Here is a 17,170-nt window from a genome sequence, read left to right on the forward strand (position 1 = left end):
CGCCGCGCCCTGCCGGGCCCGTCAAGGAGGAACCCATTGAACCGCGACGAGATCGCCGCAGCGGTCACCCGTCTCGTCGATGAGGTCGGGCCCGCCGGGGCACCACGGCCCGCCGCGGACCTGCCGCTGCGCGAGCACGGGCTCGCCTCGCTCGCGGCGACCCGCCTGGCACTCGGCATCGAGGCCGCGTTCGGGGTGAAGATCGCGGTCGACTGGATCGGCGGCGGTGCCACCACTCGTCAACTCATCGACAAGATCGCCGAGTTGACGGAAGATGGCGGCGGCGGCCGGAGGCCCGTGCCGGAGCCGGCCGCCCCCGGCACGCCGGGGCACGACGAACCGCTCCCGCTCACCCCCGTCCAGCAGGCCTACCTGGTCGGCCGCGACCCGGATCTCGGCACCGACCCGGTCGGCTGCCGGATCTACCGCGAGTTCGCGCCGCCCGCACTCGACCCGGCCCGGGTGACCGCGGCCTGGCACCGCGTGGTGGCCCACCACGACATGCTGCGCATCCTGGTCGACGAGGACGGCCGCCAGCGGATCGCGCCCACGGCGCACCCGGCCGTCCCGGTGCACGACCTGACCGCCGCCGCCCCGCAGGCCTTCGCCGACCACCTGAGCGCCGTCCGCGAACGGCTGGCGGACCCGGCCTGGCAGCGGGACACCGGCTGGCAGCCGCACCACGTCGAGGTGTCGCTCGGCCCGGACGGCGCCGGCGCCGTCCACCTGGACATCGACGCCATGCTGACCGACGGCCACGGCCTCCAGGTGCTGCTGGACCACTGGTGGCAGTGCTACCAACAGCCCGGCCACCCGCTGCCCGCCCCGGCCGTCCCGCTGCGCGAGGCCGTCCTGGCCCTGCACAAGCGGCGCTCCACCCCCGCCCACCAGGCCGACCTGGACCACTGGTGCGCCCGGCTCGCCGGGGCGACGGCCGCCCCCGCGGCCGCCTTGGCCCGGCCCCCGGCCCGCCTCGGCGGCCACCCGCGCCGCTCGCTCGGCGCGGCCCTGACCCCGGCCCAGTGGAACGCCCTCAAGGCGCACGCGGCGCGCCTGGGGGTGTCGCCCACGGCGCTGGTACTCACCGCCTTCGCCGAAGTCCTGGCCGCCGACGCCCCCGGCCGGCCGTTCACCCTGGTACTGACCACCACCGACCGGGTCCGGCTGCCGGCCGGCACCGAGCAGTTGGTCGGGCCGTTCACCTCCACCGCGCTGCTGGCCGTCACACCACAGCCCGACCACTCCTTCGACGCCGCCGCCCGCGCCCTGCACGACCGCCTCTGGGCCGACCTCGCCCACACCGGCGTCTCCGGGGTGGAGGTCCTGCGCGAGCTGCGCGCCCGGGACAGGTCGGCGCCGCCGGCCGCCCTGCCGGTCGTCTTCACCAGCCTGCTGGACACCGGCAGCGCCACGCCGGACGGCTTCTCAGCCCACCTGGCGCACGCGGCCGGCCGAACCGCCGGCATCGCCCTCGAACACCAGATGTGGGAGACGGGCGGCGCCCTGCACTACCGCTGGGACGTCGCCGACACCCTGCTCGCCCCCGGCGCCGCCGACACCCTCTTCACCGCCCTCGGCAACACCCTGCGCGACCTGGCCTGCGGCGCCGGCACCGACGAGGAGTCCCGGCCGCTCAACCAGCTCCAGCAGGCCTACTACGTGGCCCGCGCCCAGGGCGCCGCCGCCTGGGACGGCTGTCAGGTCTACCACGCCTTCGAGCTCGACGAGTTGGACATCGGCCGGCTGGAGGACACCTGGCACGCCATGACCGAGCGGTACGACGTGCTGCGCAGCCACCTGTCGTCCGACGGCGAACTGCGGGTGCGCCGCACGGCCGGCCCGCGCCGCCGGATCCCGGTCATCGACCTCCCCGCGGACGGCCCAGCCGGCCCCGACACCCCCGACACCCCCGACACCCCCGACGGCCCGGGCGGCCGGGCCGTGGCGGACGCGCTGCGCGACCGGATGGCCGGAACGGCCTTCGCGCTCGGCCGCTGGCCGCAGTTCGACCTCCGGGTGACCCGGGCCGCGACCGGGCGGGCGACCCTGCACTGCGCCATCGACCTGGCCGTCGTCGACGGCCGCAGCCTCCACCTGCTGCTGCGCGAGCTGGTCGCCGGATACGCGGGGCGGACCACCGCCCCGCCCGCCCTGCCGGCCCCCGCCGCCGAATCCGCGGCCCCGGACCCGGCCGCCGTCGCCTACTGGCGCGAGCGCTTCGCCGCCCTGCCCGCCGGCCCGGCCCCGGCCGGGGGAGCCGACCGCCGCCGGATCCGCCACTCCGGCGTCCTGACCGGGTGGCAGCGCACCCGGGCGGCCGCCGAGAGCCGCGGCCTGAGCCCCGACGCCGCGCTGCTCGCCGTCCTCACCGAGGCCCTGGCGAGCCGGGTGGACGGTGACTTCACGGTGGTCGCCGCCCGCTGGCACCCCGACGACGAACACCGCCGCCCGGGCGAGCACACCCGGCTGAGCTGGCTCGACCACGGGCCGGCCGCACTCCCGCTCGCCGGGCGGGCCGCCGCCCACCAGGCGCGGATGGACCAGGACGACACGCTCGGCGCCGGCGCCGACGGGCTCGCCGAACTGCGCCGCGTGGTGATGCGGGAACGGGCCGGCGCAGGCCTGGCCTTCCCCGTCGTCCACACCGGGCTGCTCGAACTCACCGAACACGCGCCACCGCCCGGGGCACGCACCGCACGGTGGATGACCTACACCCCGGACGTGAGCCTGGACAGCATCTGCGTCGAGGAGGGCGACGAACTGCACTACCACTGGGACGCGGTGCCCGGCGACTTCGCCCCGGCGAACCTGGAGGCCATGTTCGCCGCCTACCGGCACCTGCTGGCCGGGCTCGGCGAGGCCCTCACGGCGGCCTCTCCCACGGCTTCCGCGGCCGGGACCGCCACCGCCACCGAGACCGAGACCGCGAGAGCCACCGCCACAGCCACCGCGACCGAGCCGGAGCCCGCCCCTGCCCGGGTGCTCAGCCCGCAGGACCGGGAGCTGGTGCTGCACACCTGGAACGACACCGCCGTGCCCGTCCCCGACGAACGCCCCGTCCACCTGTACGTCGAGGACCAGGCCCGGCGCACCCCGGACGCGCCCGCCGTGCTGCACCCCGGCGGCACCGTCAGCCACCGCGAACTCGACCGCTGGGCCAACGGCATCGCCCACCGCCTGCGCGCGCTCGGCGTCGACACCGGCCAGGTGGTGGCGATCGGCGCCCGGCGCGGCCCGGCCCTGGTCGCCGCCGTCCTCGGCATCCTCAAGGCGGGCGCCGCCTACCTGCCCGTCGAACCCGCGGCCCCCGCCGAGCGGACCGCCGGCATGCTCGCGGACACCGGTGCCACCCTGCTGCTCACCACCGCGGACACCGGGCCGCTCGCCCTCCCGGACGGCGTCCGGGTGCTGGAGATCGACCACGACATCGTGCCCGCCGCCACCGCGCCCCGGCCGACCGCCCGGCTGGACAGCACGGCGTACGTCATCTTCACCTCGGGCAGCACCGGGCGCCCCAAGGGCGTCGCGGTCGCGCACCGCCCGGTGGCCAACCTGCTGCACTGGTGCCGGCGCACGTTCGGCCTGGGGCCCGGCGACCTCGGGCTGATGGTCACCTCGCTCGGCTTCGACCTGTCGGTGTTCGACATCTTCGGCCTGCTCGGCAGCGGCGCCGCCGTCTACATCGCCGACGAGGCCCAGCAGAAGGACCCGGCGCTGCTGCTCGACCTGCTGCTGGAGCAGCCGATCACCTTCTGGAACTCGGCGCCCACCACGCTCGCCCAGCTGATGCCGCTGCTGCCCGACCCAGCCGGCGGCGGCACCGGCGGCGAAGGCGACCCGGGCGGCACCCACGACCTGCGCCTGGTCTTCCTCAGCGGCGACTACACCCCGCTGTCGCTGCCCGACCAGCTGCGGGCGGTGTTCCCGCGCGCGGAACTGGTCAGCCTGGGCGGCGCCACCGAGGCGACCGTCTGGTCCAACTACCACCGGATCGGCACCGTCGACCCGGCCTGGCGGAGCATCCCGTACGGCCGGCCGATCGACAACGCGCGGTACTACGTCCTGGACGAGCGGCTGGAGCCCTGCCCGATCGGCACCGAGGGCGACCTCTACATCGGCGGGGACTGCCTGGCGCTCGGCTACCACAACCGGCCGGAGCTCACCGAGGAGCGCTTCCTGCCCGACCCGTTCGTGCGGCGCGAGGGCCAGCGGATGTACCGCACCGGCGACCGCGCGGCCTTCGGCCCGGACGGCGTGATGACCTTCCTCGGCCGGGCCGACACCCAGGTCAAGATCCGCGGACACCGGGTCGAGCTGGGCGAGATCGAGCACCGGCTGCGCAGCCACCCCGCCGTCCGGGAGGCCGTGGTGCTGGTGCGCCCGAGCGCCTCCGGGGACCACAAGGTGGTCGGCTACCTGCTGGCCGCCGGTGACCCGCCGCCGGTCTCCGAGCTCCGGGCGTACGCCGCGCTGGCCCTGCCGGACTACATGGTCCCCAACCATCTGGTCTTCCTGGACACCTTCCCGGCGACCGCCAATGGCAAGCTCGACCGGGCCGCGCTGCCCTGGCCGCTGGCGACGGCCGCCCCCGGGCTCGTCCCCGTGCCCGCTGCGGCCCCTGCCCCCGCCGTGTCCGCCGCCGCCCCAGCCGTCCCCGCCGCTCCTGCCGTGTCCGCCGCCGGGCTCGCCGAGGAGATCGCGCAGATCGCCTCCGGGCTGCTCGACGGCCTGCCGGTCGACCCTGACCAGGACCTCTGGGACCAGGGCGCGACCTCCTTCACGATGGTCCGGATCTCCCGGACCCTCCAGCAGCGGCACGGGGTGCGGATCCCGGTCAGCGCACTGCTGGACACTCCGACGGCGGCCGGGATCGCGGACCGGCTCGCCCGCGAACTCGGCGCCGTCCCGGCGCCCGCCCCGCAAGCCGTGCCCGTGCCCGAGGCCAAGCCCGAACCCGTGCCAGGATCCGCACCGCAGGCCACGCTCGCTCCGGAACCCGCCGTTCCCGAACCCGCCGTTCCCGAAGCCGCCGTTCCCGAACCAGCGCCCGCGGCGGCCCCGCAGTCCGTGGACGTGCTCTCGCCCGAGGAACGCGCCGCCTTCAAGGACGGCCGGTGGAACCTGCGCCGGCCCTCCCCGGCCGAGCCCGCCGTACCGCTGCCCGCCCCCGACAGCCCCGCCGGGCACCACCTCGCCCGCGCCAGCCGACGGGAGTTCGGCCCCGGCCCGCTGCCCTACGCCCAGCTGTGCGCGCTGCTCGACCGGCTGCGCGCGAGCGAGGCGGACGGCCGCGAGCGGCGCGGCTACCCCTCGGCCGGTGACACCTACGCCGTCCAGACCTACCTGCACGTGCGCCCCGGCGCCGTCGAGTCGCTGCCCGGCGGGGTCTACTACCACGACCCGGTCGCGCACGCGCTGCGCCTGGTCAACCCGGCCCCCGCACTCGACCGCTCGGCCCACTTCTTCTACAACCGGCCGCTGTACGACCGGGCCGCGTTCGAGCTCTACCTGATCGGCCAGCCCCGGGGCATCGAGCCGCTCTACGGCGCGGACGCGGGCCGCTTCCTGCTGCTGGAGGCCGGCTACGTCGGACAGCTCCTGATGGAGGCCCAGCAGGAGACCGGGGTCGGCCTGTGCCCGATCGGGAGCGTGGCCTTCGACCGCGTCCGCACGCAGCTGCGGCTGGACGACGGCCAGCAGTTCCTGCAGTCCTTCCTCGGCGGCCGGGCCGCCGACCTGCCCGCCGCCCCGCCCGCGGCACCCGGGCCCGCGCCGGTGGCAGCGGCCGCGCCGGCCGAGCTGCCGGGGCCGGCCCGGCGCGCCGGCGTCACCCCCGCCGCCGTGATCGGCCTCGCCGGCCGCTACCCGCAGGCCGGCTCGCCCGAGGAGCTCTGGCGCAACCTCCTGGACGGCCGCCGCTCGATCGCCACCGCGCCCCCCGCCCGCGCCGCCGACACCGGCACCGTCCCCGGTGGCTACCTCGACGACATCGACGGCTTCGACCACGCCCTGTTCCGGCTCTCGCCCGCCGAGGCCGGCACGCTCGACCCGCAGCTGCGCCAGCTACTGCACGCGGTGCACCAGTGCCTGGAGGACGCCGGGCACACCACGGACTCGCTGCGCCGGGCGGCCCCCAGGGTCGGCGTCTACGTGGCGACCATGTGGAACGACCACCAGCACGTCGGCGCCGCGCGCTGGGAGCGCACCGGGCGCGCCGAGGTGTCGGCCGTCGCCGCGGACATCCCCAACCGCATCTCGCACCTCTTCGGGTTCCGCGGGCCCAGCGTCGCCGTCAACACGTCCTGCTCCTCCTCGCTCACCGCCCTGCACCTGGCCCTGGAGGCCCTGCACCGAGGCGACTGCGACGCCGCCGTGGTCGGCGCGGCCAACCTGGTCGCGCACCCGTACCACACGGCGCTGCTGGCGGGCCTGGGACTGGTCGCCCCCGACGGCGTCCGGGGCGCCTTCGACGCCGCCGCGAGCGGCTGGTCCCCCGGGGAGGGCGTGGGCGCGCTGCTCCTGCGCCGGGTCGAGGACGCGCGCCGCGACGGCGACCACCTGCACGGGGTGGTCGAGGGCAGCTGGATCGACTTCGCCGGCGGCTCCAACCGCTTCGGCGCCCCCGACGTAGCCGCCTTCCAGGAGTCGATGGCCCGCGCGCTGGACCGGGCCGGGGTCACCACCGAGGAGGTCGGCTACGTCGAATGCGCGGCCACCGGGGCCGCGTTCGCCGACGCGGCCGAGGTGGAGGCGCTCGGCGGGCTCTTCCGGGACCGCCCCGGCGGCCCCGTCGTGCTCGGCACGCTCAAGCCCGCCATCGGCCACCTGGAGGCCGCCTCCGGACTGGCCCAGCTCACCAAGGTCCTGCTTCAGCTGCGCCATCGCACCATCGCCCCGACGCCGACCGCCGGGCAGCTCAGCCGCCTGGTCGACTGGGACACCCTGCCGGTCCGGCTCGCCGACCGCCGGCTGCCCTGGCCCGCGCCCGAGGGCGCCGCGCCTGCGCGCGCCCTGGTCAACGCGGCGGGGGCGACCGGCTCGCTCGGACACGCGGTCGTCCGCCCGGCGACGGTCGCGGAACTCTCCCCGGCCGGCGGCGACACCCCGCGCGGTCCGCTGCTGGCGGTGCTCTCCGGCCGCGACGAGGCCGCCCTGCGCGGCGCGGCGGCCCGCCTGGCCGACCGGCTGCGCAGCACGGACCCCGATCCGGCCGACCTCGCGTACACCCTGCAGACCGGCCGCACCCACCACGCGCACCGGCTCGTCCTCGAGTGCGCCGAGGGCCTGCCCGCGCTGCGGGCCGCGCTCGCGGACTACCTGGCGGGCGGGCGGCCCTCCGCACCGGCCGACGGGCCCGGCGCCGCCTGGCTGGCGGGTGCGGAGGTGGACTGGCCCGCGCAGTGGTCGGTGCCGGCCCGCCGGGTGCCGCTGCCCACCGAGCCCTTCCCGGCCGCGCCGGCCGCCCGTCCGGGCGCCCCGCTCCCGGGACCGGCTCCCGCCGGGCCCGCCGTGCCCGCCGTGGAAGCCCGACCGGTGCCGTCGGGCCGGGACGTCGCCCGCGTCGAACGCCGCCTGGTGGAGCTCTACGCCCGGGTGTCCGGTCTGCCCCAGGCCGCGATCGACCCGCACACGCCGCTGGACCAGTACGGCCTCACCTCCTTCCTGGTGGCACGGCTCAACGCCGACCTGCGCGCGGAGTTCGGGATCACCTCGGCCACCCTCCTGTTCGAACAGCGCGACCTGGCCGGTGTCGCCCGCAGCGTCGCCGCCCTCGCCGCCCCGGCGGCCGCCGCCGAGGCCGCGTCAGGCCCGGTGCCCGCCGCCGCGGCCGCGGACGACCTCGCCGTGATCGGCCTCGCCGGCCGCTACCCGGGCGCGGCCACCGTGCAGGCGCTCTGGGACCAGCTGCTGGCCGGCGCGGACCTGGTCACCGGCCTGCCCGCCGAGCGGCGCACCGGCCGGCCGGGGGAGGAGCTGATGCAGGGCGGCTTCCTGGACGGGGTGGACCGCTTCGACCCGCTGCTGTTCGGCATCACCCCGCACGACGCCGACCTGATGGACCCCCAGGAGCGGCTGCTGCTGGAGGTGGTGTGGGAGACCCTGGAGGACGCCGGCTGGCCCAGGGACCGGCTGCGCCGGGCCCACGGCTCCCGGATCGGTGTCTTCGTCGGCTCGATGCACCACGAGTACCCGTACTTCGGCGTCGAGCACGCCCTCACCGGTACTCCCACCGCCGCCGGTTCGACACCGGCGGGCATCGCCAACCGGGTCTCGTACTTCCTGGACGCGCACGGCCCCAGCCTGACCGTCGACACCATGTGCTCCGCCTCGCTGACGGCGATCCACCTCGCCGCGCGCAGCCTGCGCGACGGCGAGTGCGAGGTGGCGCTGGCCGGCGGGGTGAACCTCTCGCTGCACCCGAACAAGTTCGTGCAGCAGCGGGCGATGGGCATGACCTCCTCCGACCACCGCTGCCGGGCCTTCGGTGCGGGCGGCGACGGCTTCGTGCCCGCCGAGGCGGTCGGCGCCGTCCTGCTCAAGCCGCTGGCCCGGGCGGTCGCGGACGGGGACCGGATCCACGGCGTGATCAAGGGCACGGCCGTCAACCACGGCGGCCGCACCAACGGCTACACCGTGCCCGACCCGGCCGCACAGGGCCGGGTGGTGGCCGAGGCGCTCGCCCGCTCGGGCGTGGCGCCCGGCACGGTCGGCTACCTGGAGGCGCACGGCACCGGCACCGCGCTCGGCGACCCGGTGGAGATTGCCGGACTCCAGCAGGCGTTCGGCGCCCTGGCCCCGGGGCAGGTGGCCATCGGGACGGTCAAGTCCAACCTCGGGCACGCCGAGGCGGCGGCCGGCATCGCCGGGCTGACGAAGGTGCTGCTCCAGCTCCGGCACGGCCGGCTGGTGCCCTCACTGCACGCCGACGAGCTCAACCCCGCGATCGACTGGGCATCCTCCCCGTTCCGGGTGCAGCGCTCCGCCGCCGACTGGCCCCGCCCGTCCGGCGGTCCGCGCCGGGCCGGGGTCAGCTCCTTCGGCGCCGGCGGGTCCAACGCCCACCTCGTGGTGGAGGAGTACCCGCGGCCCGTGGCCGGCGTCGAGACGCCCGGCGCGGTGGAGACAGCCGACCCGGCAGGGCCGCAGCTGGTGGTGCTGTCGGGACGCACCGAGGAGGCGCTGACCGCGCTCGCCGGCCGGTGGGCCGACCACCTGCGGAGCGCCCCCGCCCCGGCGGACGGCCGGGCGGTCCTCGCCGACGCGGCCCACACCAGCCGGGTCGGCCGCGAGGAACTGCGCGAGCGGCTCGCCCTGGTGGTCTCCTCGCCGGCCGAACTGGCCGACCGGCTCGCCGCGTTCGCGTCCGGCCGGGGCACGGCCGAGCTGCGCGGGCGGGTGAGCGGTCCGTCCGGGCCGGGCCTGCCCGCCGAGCGCGTCGACCCGGCCGGGTACGAGCTCACCGAGCTCGCCCGGCGCTGGGTCACCGGGACGGCCTGGGACTGGCAGGCCCTGCCGCAGGCCGCCGGGCGCCGGATCGCCCCGCTGCCCGGCTACCCGTTCGCGGCCCGGCGCTGCTGGCTCCCCGAGCCGGTCGTCCTCCCAGACGCGGCCGCACCCACGGGGCCGCGGGAGGCCGTCCCGACGGGGCCGCGGACGGCCGTGCCGGCGGCGGTGCCCGGTCCAGGCCCGGACAGCACGCTGGGTGTGCCGTTGCGCGAGCGCCGGTGGACGGCGGGCCCGCAGCCGGTCGCGGGCGCGGTGCCGCCCGGGACGGTGGCGGTGCTCGCCGGCCCGGGCAGCGAAGCGCTGGCCGCGCAGACCGTCGCGCTGCTCGGTGCCCGGGCCGACTGCGTGCTGCTGCGCGAGGGCGCGGACCGGGGTGACGGCGTGCCGGCCTTCCACGACGAGGCCTCCGCACGGCGCGCCCTCGCCGGGCTTCCCTCCCTCGCCGGAGTGCTGGACCTCACCGACGTGGGCCGGCCGGACACCGGCCCGGGCCCGTGGACGGCGCGGATCGCCCTGCTGCAGGAGCTGATCCGCGCTCACCGGGGCGAACTGCGGGTGCTCCAGGTGACCGAGGGCCTCCAGGGCGTCCCGGGCCCCCGCCCGTCGTCGGCCGGCTCCCGGGTCGCCGGGTTCGTCCGGATGCTCGGCGTGGAGTACCCGAGGGTCCGCGCGACCCATCTGGACACCGACCTGCCCCGGGCCGAGTCGATCGCCGCCGAGTGGGCGGCCGGGCACCCGCCCGCCGAGGTCTGCCACCGGGACGGCCGGCGGCTGCTCCCGCAGTGGAGCACCGTCGAGGCGCCGGCAGCGGTGCCGTTCGCGGCCGACCCCGCCCGGGCCTACCTGGTCACCGGCGGCACGCGCGGCCTCGGGGCGACGGTCGCCCGTCACCTGGTGGCCCGGGGAGCGCGCCGGATCGCCCTCGCCGGTCTGCGCGAACTGCCGCCCCGGGAGCGGTGGGACGACCCGGGGCTGCCCGTGGCCACCGCCGAGGCGGTGGGCACGGTCCGCGACCTGGAGCGGGCGGGCGCCCGGGTGCTGGTGTTCACCGGTGAGCTCTCCGGCCGGTCACGGCTGTCGGCCTTCCTGGCCGAGGCCCGCACCGGCCTGGGTCCGATCGCCGGGGTGGTGCACTGCGCGGGGCTCGGCTCCCGGGGCCCGGCGGCCTTCGTCCACAAGCGGTGCGACGACATCCGGGAGGTGCTGGAGCCGAAGACGGACGGGCTGGAGACCCTCGCCGAGCTCTGCGCCCAGGACCGGCCGGACTTTCTCGTCGTCTTCTCCTCGGCGTCCTCGGCGTTGCCCCGGCTGGCGGCGGGGGTGAGCGACTACGCGGCGGCCAACGCCGCGACGGACTTCACGGCCGGCCGGCTGGCCCGGCTCGGCCATGGTCGGGTCCGCGCGGTGCAGTGGCCGGTCTGGGCGGACGGCTCCGCGGGGGAGGAGGCCAGGGCGGCCGCCCGGGCCGCCGGGCTCGGTGAACTGTCCACGGCCGACGGACTCGCCGTCCTCGACTGGGCGATGGCCTCCGACGGCCCGGCGGTCGTCCTGGCGGCCCCGCCGGTGGACCAGGCCGCGCAGCCGGCTCCCCCCGAGGCCGATCCTGTCCTGCCTGTCCCGGACTTGGAATCGGGTGCGGTGCCCGGGTGGCTGGCCGAGGTGTTCGAGGCGGTCGCGGGCGTCCCGCGCGGGGAGCTGGAACCGACCGCGTCCTTCGCCGAACTCGGCGTCGAATCGGTGATGCTGGGCGAGCTGGTGGTGGAGATCGAGCGCCGCACCGGCCGCCCGCTCGAACCGGCGGTGCTGCTGGAGCACGACACGCCGCAGGCGCTCGCCGCCCACCTGGCCCGGGTGCTCCCGCCCCGGCCCGCGTCGGCTGGACCGGCCACCGCGGCTGCACGGCCCGCGCCGCCCGCTCCGGTCGAGCCGACCGCGCCGCCCGCTGCCGCGGAGCCCGTCGTCGGCAGCCGGACGGACCGGATCGCGGTCGTCGGGATGGCCTGCCGCTTCCCCGGCGCCCCCGGGCTCGCCGCCTTCTGGGAGCAGCTGGCCACCGGGGCGGACGCGGTCACCGAGGTCCCGCCCGGCCGCTGGGACACCGCGCGCCTCTACCGCCCCTCCTACGAACCCGGCCGCAGCATCAGCCGGTGGGGCGGCTTCCTCGACGCCATCGAGGACTTCGACCCCGACCACTTCGGCATGACCGAGGAGGAGGCCACCGGCCTCGACCCGGCGGTGCGGCTCTTCCTGGAGGGCGCGGAGAGCGCCCTGTGCGACGCCGGCTACCCGGAGGAGGAGCTGGCCGGCCGCCAGGTCGGCGTCTTCGCCGGCGCCCGGATGTCCGGTTACCGGCACCGGGCCGGGGCGGGCGGCCCGGCCGGACTCGGCGGCGACCAGAACTTCATCGCGGCCCGGATCGCCCACCAGTACGACCTGCGCGGCCCGGCCATGGTGGTGGACAGCGCCTGCTCCTCCGCGCTGGTCGCCGTCCAGCTCGCCTGCCGCAGCCTGCTCGCCGGAGAGTCCGAACTGGCCCTGGCCGGAGCCGTGGAGGTGCTCCTGGACGAGGAGCCCTACCTGGAGTTCAGCGCGGCCCGGGCACTCTCCCCGTCCGGCCGGTGCCGGACCTTCGACGAACGGGCGGACGGCTTCGTCCCGGGCGAGGGCTGCGGGGTGCTGCTGCTCAAGCGCCTCGACGCGGCGTTGCGCGACGGCGACCGCATCCACGGCGTCATCGACGCGGTGGCCGTCAACAACGACGGCCGGACGATGGGCCTGACCACGCCCAACCCCAGGGCCCAGGCCGCCGTGATCCGCCGCGCGCTGGCCGACGCCGGGCTGCGGGCCGGGCAGATCGGCATGGTCGAGGCGCACGGCACCGCCACCCTGATCGGCGACCCGATCGAACTGCGGGCCCTGACCGACGCCTTCGCCGACGGCACCGCCGAGGCCGGCCGCTGCGCGATCGGCAGCGTGAAGTCCAACCTGGGCCACCTGCTCAGCGCGGCCGGGATCGCCGGGCTGATCAAGGCACTGCTGGCGGTGGAACACGCGGCGATCCCGCCCACCGTCGGCTGCGAACGGCCCAACCCGCGCTTCGACCTGGCCGGTTCGCCGTTCCGGGTGAACACCGGACTCTCCGCCTGGCCGGCCGGGAGCCGCCGGATCGCCGGCGTCAGTGCGTTCGGCCTCGGCGGGACCAACGCGCACGCCGTCGTCGGCGAGCTCGACCCGGGCCTGCGGGCAGACCACCACCCCGTCCGGGAGCCGCTGCCGCAACCGGAGCTCAAACGGCGCCGCCACTGGCTGGAACGCGGGCCGGACGCCCGGCCGCCGCACGGGCCGGTGCCGAACGGGCCGATACCTCCCGGGGCGGTACCTCCCGGGCCGGTGCCGGCCTCCCCGGGGCCGGTGGCCTCGATCCTCGACCTCCGCTTCGCCGGTGACGACGACGCGATCTCAGAAAGCCTCGGGCAGAGGGGAACACGGCCGTGACGGACCGACCGATCGAGTGCCGCGTGGTACTGACGGCCACCGACTTCATCATGCGAAACCACCATGTGCACGGGGTCTCGGTCATGCCCGGGGTGACCTTCCTGGACATCCTGCTGCGCATCCTGCGCAGCCAGGGCCTCGACCACGAACGGGCCGTCCTCACCCGGATCCTGTTCACCGAGGCGGTGGCCACCACGGAGGGCCGGGACCGCGAGATCCGGATCACCGTCGGTGCGGCCGACGCCTCCGGGCAGCGCCCGGTGCGGGCCGACAGCCGCTGGTCGGGCGTGCCCGGCTCGCCGTGGCGGGAGAACCTGACCGCCCTCCTCGGCTTCGACACCGCACCGTCCGGCTCCGGAGCCGCCGGTACCACACCGGCCGGTACCGAAGCGGCCGTCACCGCGCCGGCCGGCACCGCGCAGCCCGCGGCGATCGACCTCGACGCCCTGCGCTCCGGCGCCGTGCGCCGGTACGCCATGGCCGAGCTGTACGCGCGGGCCCGGGACGAGAACATCCGGCACGGTCCGGCGATGGCCTGCCACGGCCGGCTGCACGTCGGTGACGGCTATCTGCTGGCCGAGTTGACCACCGACGCCGAAGCACCCGATCCGGCGGCCTTCCACCTCCACCCCGCACTGCTCGACGCCGCCACCATCGCCGCGTACGGGCAGACCGAGGCCGTCTCCCGCGAGCCGTTCATCCCGGTCTACATCGACCGGTTCCGGGCGCCCCGGCCGCTCGGCCGGACGGTCCACCTCTACGTGCCGGGCGTCGAGCGGCTGGCCGGCTCCGGCGACGTGATCCGCAGCGACTACGGCCTCTACGACGAACAGGGCCTGCTGCTGGCCGAGTTCGGCGCACTCACGTGCAAGCGGATCCGCCGTCCGGAGCTGATTACCCGGCTGCTCGACGAGCCCGCGGCCCGGTCGACGGCGGCGGCACCGGAGACGGCTGCCCAGACCGCCCCGACCGCCCCGACCGCCCCGACCGCCCCCGGCGCCCCGACCCCCCAGGCCGAACCGGCCGGGGCGGTGTCGGCCGGGCCCGACGCCGTCGCCGCCTACACCGCGCGGCTGCGGCAGCTCGCCGGCGAGGCGCTGGACCGGGACCCGGCCGAGGTCGGCAGCGGCACCGGCTTCTACGAGCTCGGGCTGGACTCCGCCGACCTGGTCCGCATCAGCGCTCTGCTGGAGGAGACCGTGGGCAGCCCGCTCTACCCCACGCTCCTGTTCGAGTTCACCGACATCGACAGCCTCGCCGCCCACCTCGCCGAGACCCACCCCGCCGGCGCGACGGTCACCACCGCACCGGAGCCCTCCGCCGCTGCCGCCCTCGCCGTTGCCACCGTCCCCCTGGCCGCTGCCACCGCCGCCGGGCCCGAACCGTCAGCCACCGCCCTGTTCCGGCCGCGCTGGTACCCCGCCCCGGCCCCGGCCGCCACCCGGCCCGAGGGCGACCTTCTCCTCTTCGCCCCCGACGGCGGGCCGGACGGCCTGGCCGCCGAGCTGGCCGCCCGGTGCGACGGCGCCACGGTCGTCAAGGTCGGCCCCGGGCCGGTGTTCGAGCAGGCCGGAGCCACCGGATACCGCCTGGACCCGGCCGACCCCGGGCAACTGGACCAGCTCTGGTCGGAGTTGGACGCCCGCGGGATCCGTCCGGCGGCCCTGGTGGTCCCGGCCGCCGCGGAGCCCGCCCCGGCCGAGTCCGACGGCCCGCACGGCCCGGCCCTGACCGTGCTGCGCCTGGCGCGCTCCGTGCTGGGCCGCCGTCCGGCCCGGGCCGCGCAGCTCCTCTTCGTCCACCCCGCCCCGGCCGGTGGCGGCGCGCCGGAGCACCTGGCGGTCGGCGCACTCGCCCGGTGCGTCACGGCCGAGGCCCCCGCCCTCGCCTGCCGCTGCGTCGGCGTGCAGCACTGGACGGCCGGCGCCGTCGCGGACGCCGTCCTGGCCGAACTCGCCGCCGGCGGGACGGCGCCGCAGTCCCGGCACCTGGACGGGCGCCGCGAGCTGCGGGGCCTGGCGCCCGCCGCCCTGCCCGCCACCGGCCCGGACGCGCCCCTGCCGCTGAAGCGCCACGGCGTCTACGTGGTGACCGGCGGCGGCGGGGCCCTCGCCACCGTCCTGGCGGCCCACCTGGCCCGGCGTTACGCCGCCCGGATCGCACTGGTCGGCCGCCGCCCGATGAGCGCCGAGCAGGCCGCCCGGGCCGAGGAGTGGCGCGCCGCCGGCGCGGAGGTCGCCTTCCTGACGGCCGACGTCACCCGCCGGGCCGACGTCGAGGCGGCGCTCGCCCTCGTCCGCGAGCGGTTCGGGCCGCCGGACGGCGTGTTCCACACCGCCGGCGTCACCGCGGACTCGCTGGTGCGCAACAAGCCGGACGGCGCGCCGCCGGCGGTGGTGGCACCCAAGGCCCTCGGCGCGGTGCACCTCGACCGGGCGACGGCCGGGGACCGGCTCGACCTGTTCGTGCTCTACTCCTCGCTGTCCGCCTCCCAGGCCAATCCCGGGCAGAGCGACTACGCCTTCGCCAACGCCTACCTGGAGCACTTCGCCGAGGCCCGCGCCGGCCGTGCGGACCGGCCCGGGCGGACCCACGCCATCGGCTGGCCCATGTGGGCCGACGGCGCGATGAAGCTCACCCCCGACGCCCTCGACCACGCGCGCCGCACCAGGGGGACGTGGCCGATGCCCACCGCCGACGCCCTGGACCTGCTGGAGCGCGTCCTGGCCGGCCCCGGCGGTACGACGGTGGCGGTGCACGGCGCCCCGGACCGGGTGACCGCGCCGTTCACCGGCGCCGATGCCGCCCCTGCCGCCCCGGTCGCGGACGAGGCCCTGGCCGGCGCTCCGGTCCGGGCGCACGACCGGCCCGAGGCCCCGGCCGCAGGGACCCCGCAGCCGGCCGAGCCGCCGCACGCCGCCGAGTCCCAGGACGCCGTCGCGATCATCGGGCTGGCCGGCCGCTACCCGCAGGCCCCCGACCTCGACGTGTTCTGGCAGAACCTCGCCGAGGGCCGCGACAGCATCACCCCCGTCCCCGAGGAACGCTGGGACCACAGCGCCTACTTCACCCCCGAACGCGGCCGGCCCGGCTCCACCTACAGCCGCTGGGGCGGGTTCCTCGACGGCGTGGACCTCTTCGACCGCGAGTTCTTCGGCATCTCCCGGCGCGACGCCGAGCGGATGGACCCGCAGGAACGCCTCTTCCTGACCATCTGCTGGCAGGCACTGGAGGACGCCGGCCGCCCGGCGCCCACCCTGACGGGGGAGACGGTCGGCGTCTTCGCCGGCGTCATGTGGAACCACTACCAGCTGTTCCAGGACCAGGGCGTGGCACCGACCGCCCTGCACGCCGCCGTCCCGAACCGGGTCTCCTACACCTTCGGCCTCACCGGGCCCAGCCTGGCCGTGGACACCGCCTGCTCGTCCTCCCTGACGGCGATCCACCTCGCCGTGGAGAGCCTGCGCCGGGGCGAGAGCACCCTGGCCCTGGCGGGCGGGGTGAACGTCACCGTCCACCCGCAGAAGTACCTCCAGCTGGCGCAGGGCCAGTTCCTCTCCGACGACGGCCGCTGCCGCAGCTTCGGCGCCGGCGCCACCGGCTACGTGCCGGGGGAGGGCGTCGGCGCGGTCCTGCTCAAGCCGCTGCGCCGGGCGCTGGCCGACGGTGACCACATCCACGGCGTGATCCGCGCGTCGGCCGTCAACCACAGTGGGCGCACCAGCGGCTTCACCGTCCCGAGCCCGCACTCGCAGGCCGAGCTGATCCGCACCGCCCTTCGGCGCTCCGGTGTCGACCCGGGCACGATCGGCTGCATCGAGGCCCACGGCACCGGGACGTCACTGGGTGACCCGGTGGAGATCGAGGGCCTGCGCCAGGCGTTCGCCGGCAGCGCGGCGACGCCCGGCAGCTGCGCGGTGGGCTCGGTGAAGTCCAACATCGGGCACCTGGAGAGCGCCGCCGGGATCGCCGGCCTGACCAAGGTGCTGCTGCAACTGCGCCACCGCCGGCTCGTCCCGTCCCTGCACGCGGGCGAGCCCAACCCGCACCTCGACCTCACCGGCTCGCCGCTGCGCATCCAGCGCGAGGCCCAGGAGTGGGCCGGGCCGGCGGACGGCGGCCCCCGGCGGGCCGGGATCAGCGCGTTCGGCGCCGGCGGTGCGGGCGC

The 17,170-nt window shown here is 77.2% G+C and carries 2 protein-coding genes (1 of these 2 only partly in view); both read left to right on the forward strand.

What is annotated here, in order from left to right; all coding sequences use genetic code 11:
• Positions 1 to 36: 36 nt before the first annotated feature.
• The gene (locus ACZ6NC_RS00410) at positions 37 to 13,002 is read left to right on the forward strand and encodes an amino acid adenylation domain-containing protein (RefSeq protein ID WP_465727361.1); all 12,966 of its coding nucleotides are present in this window, start codon (positions 37 to 39) and stop codon (positions 13,000 to 13,002) included.
• Positions 12,999 to 17,170, forward strand: partial view of an SDR family NAD(P)-dependent oxidoreductase gene (locus tag ACZ6NC_RS00415; RefSeq protein WP_465727363.1) — the beginning only. It continues 16,429 nt past the right edge of the window; 4,172 of the gene's 20,601 nt are visible here — the first part of the coding sequence; its start codon is at positions 12,999 to 13,001; the stop codon falls past the right edge of the window. Before ACZ6NC_RS00410 ends, ACZ6NC_RS00415 begins: the two co-directional genes overlap by 4 nt.

Source organism: Kitasatospora sp. NPDC041988 (assembly GCF_055588525.1).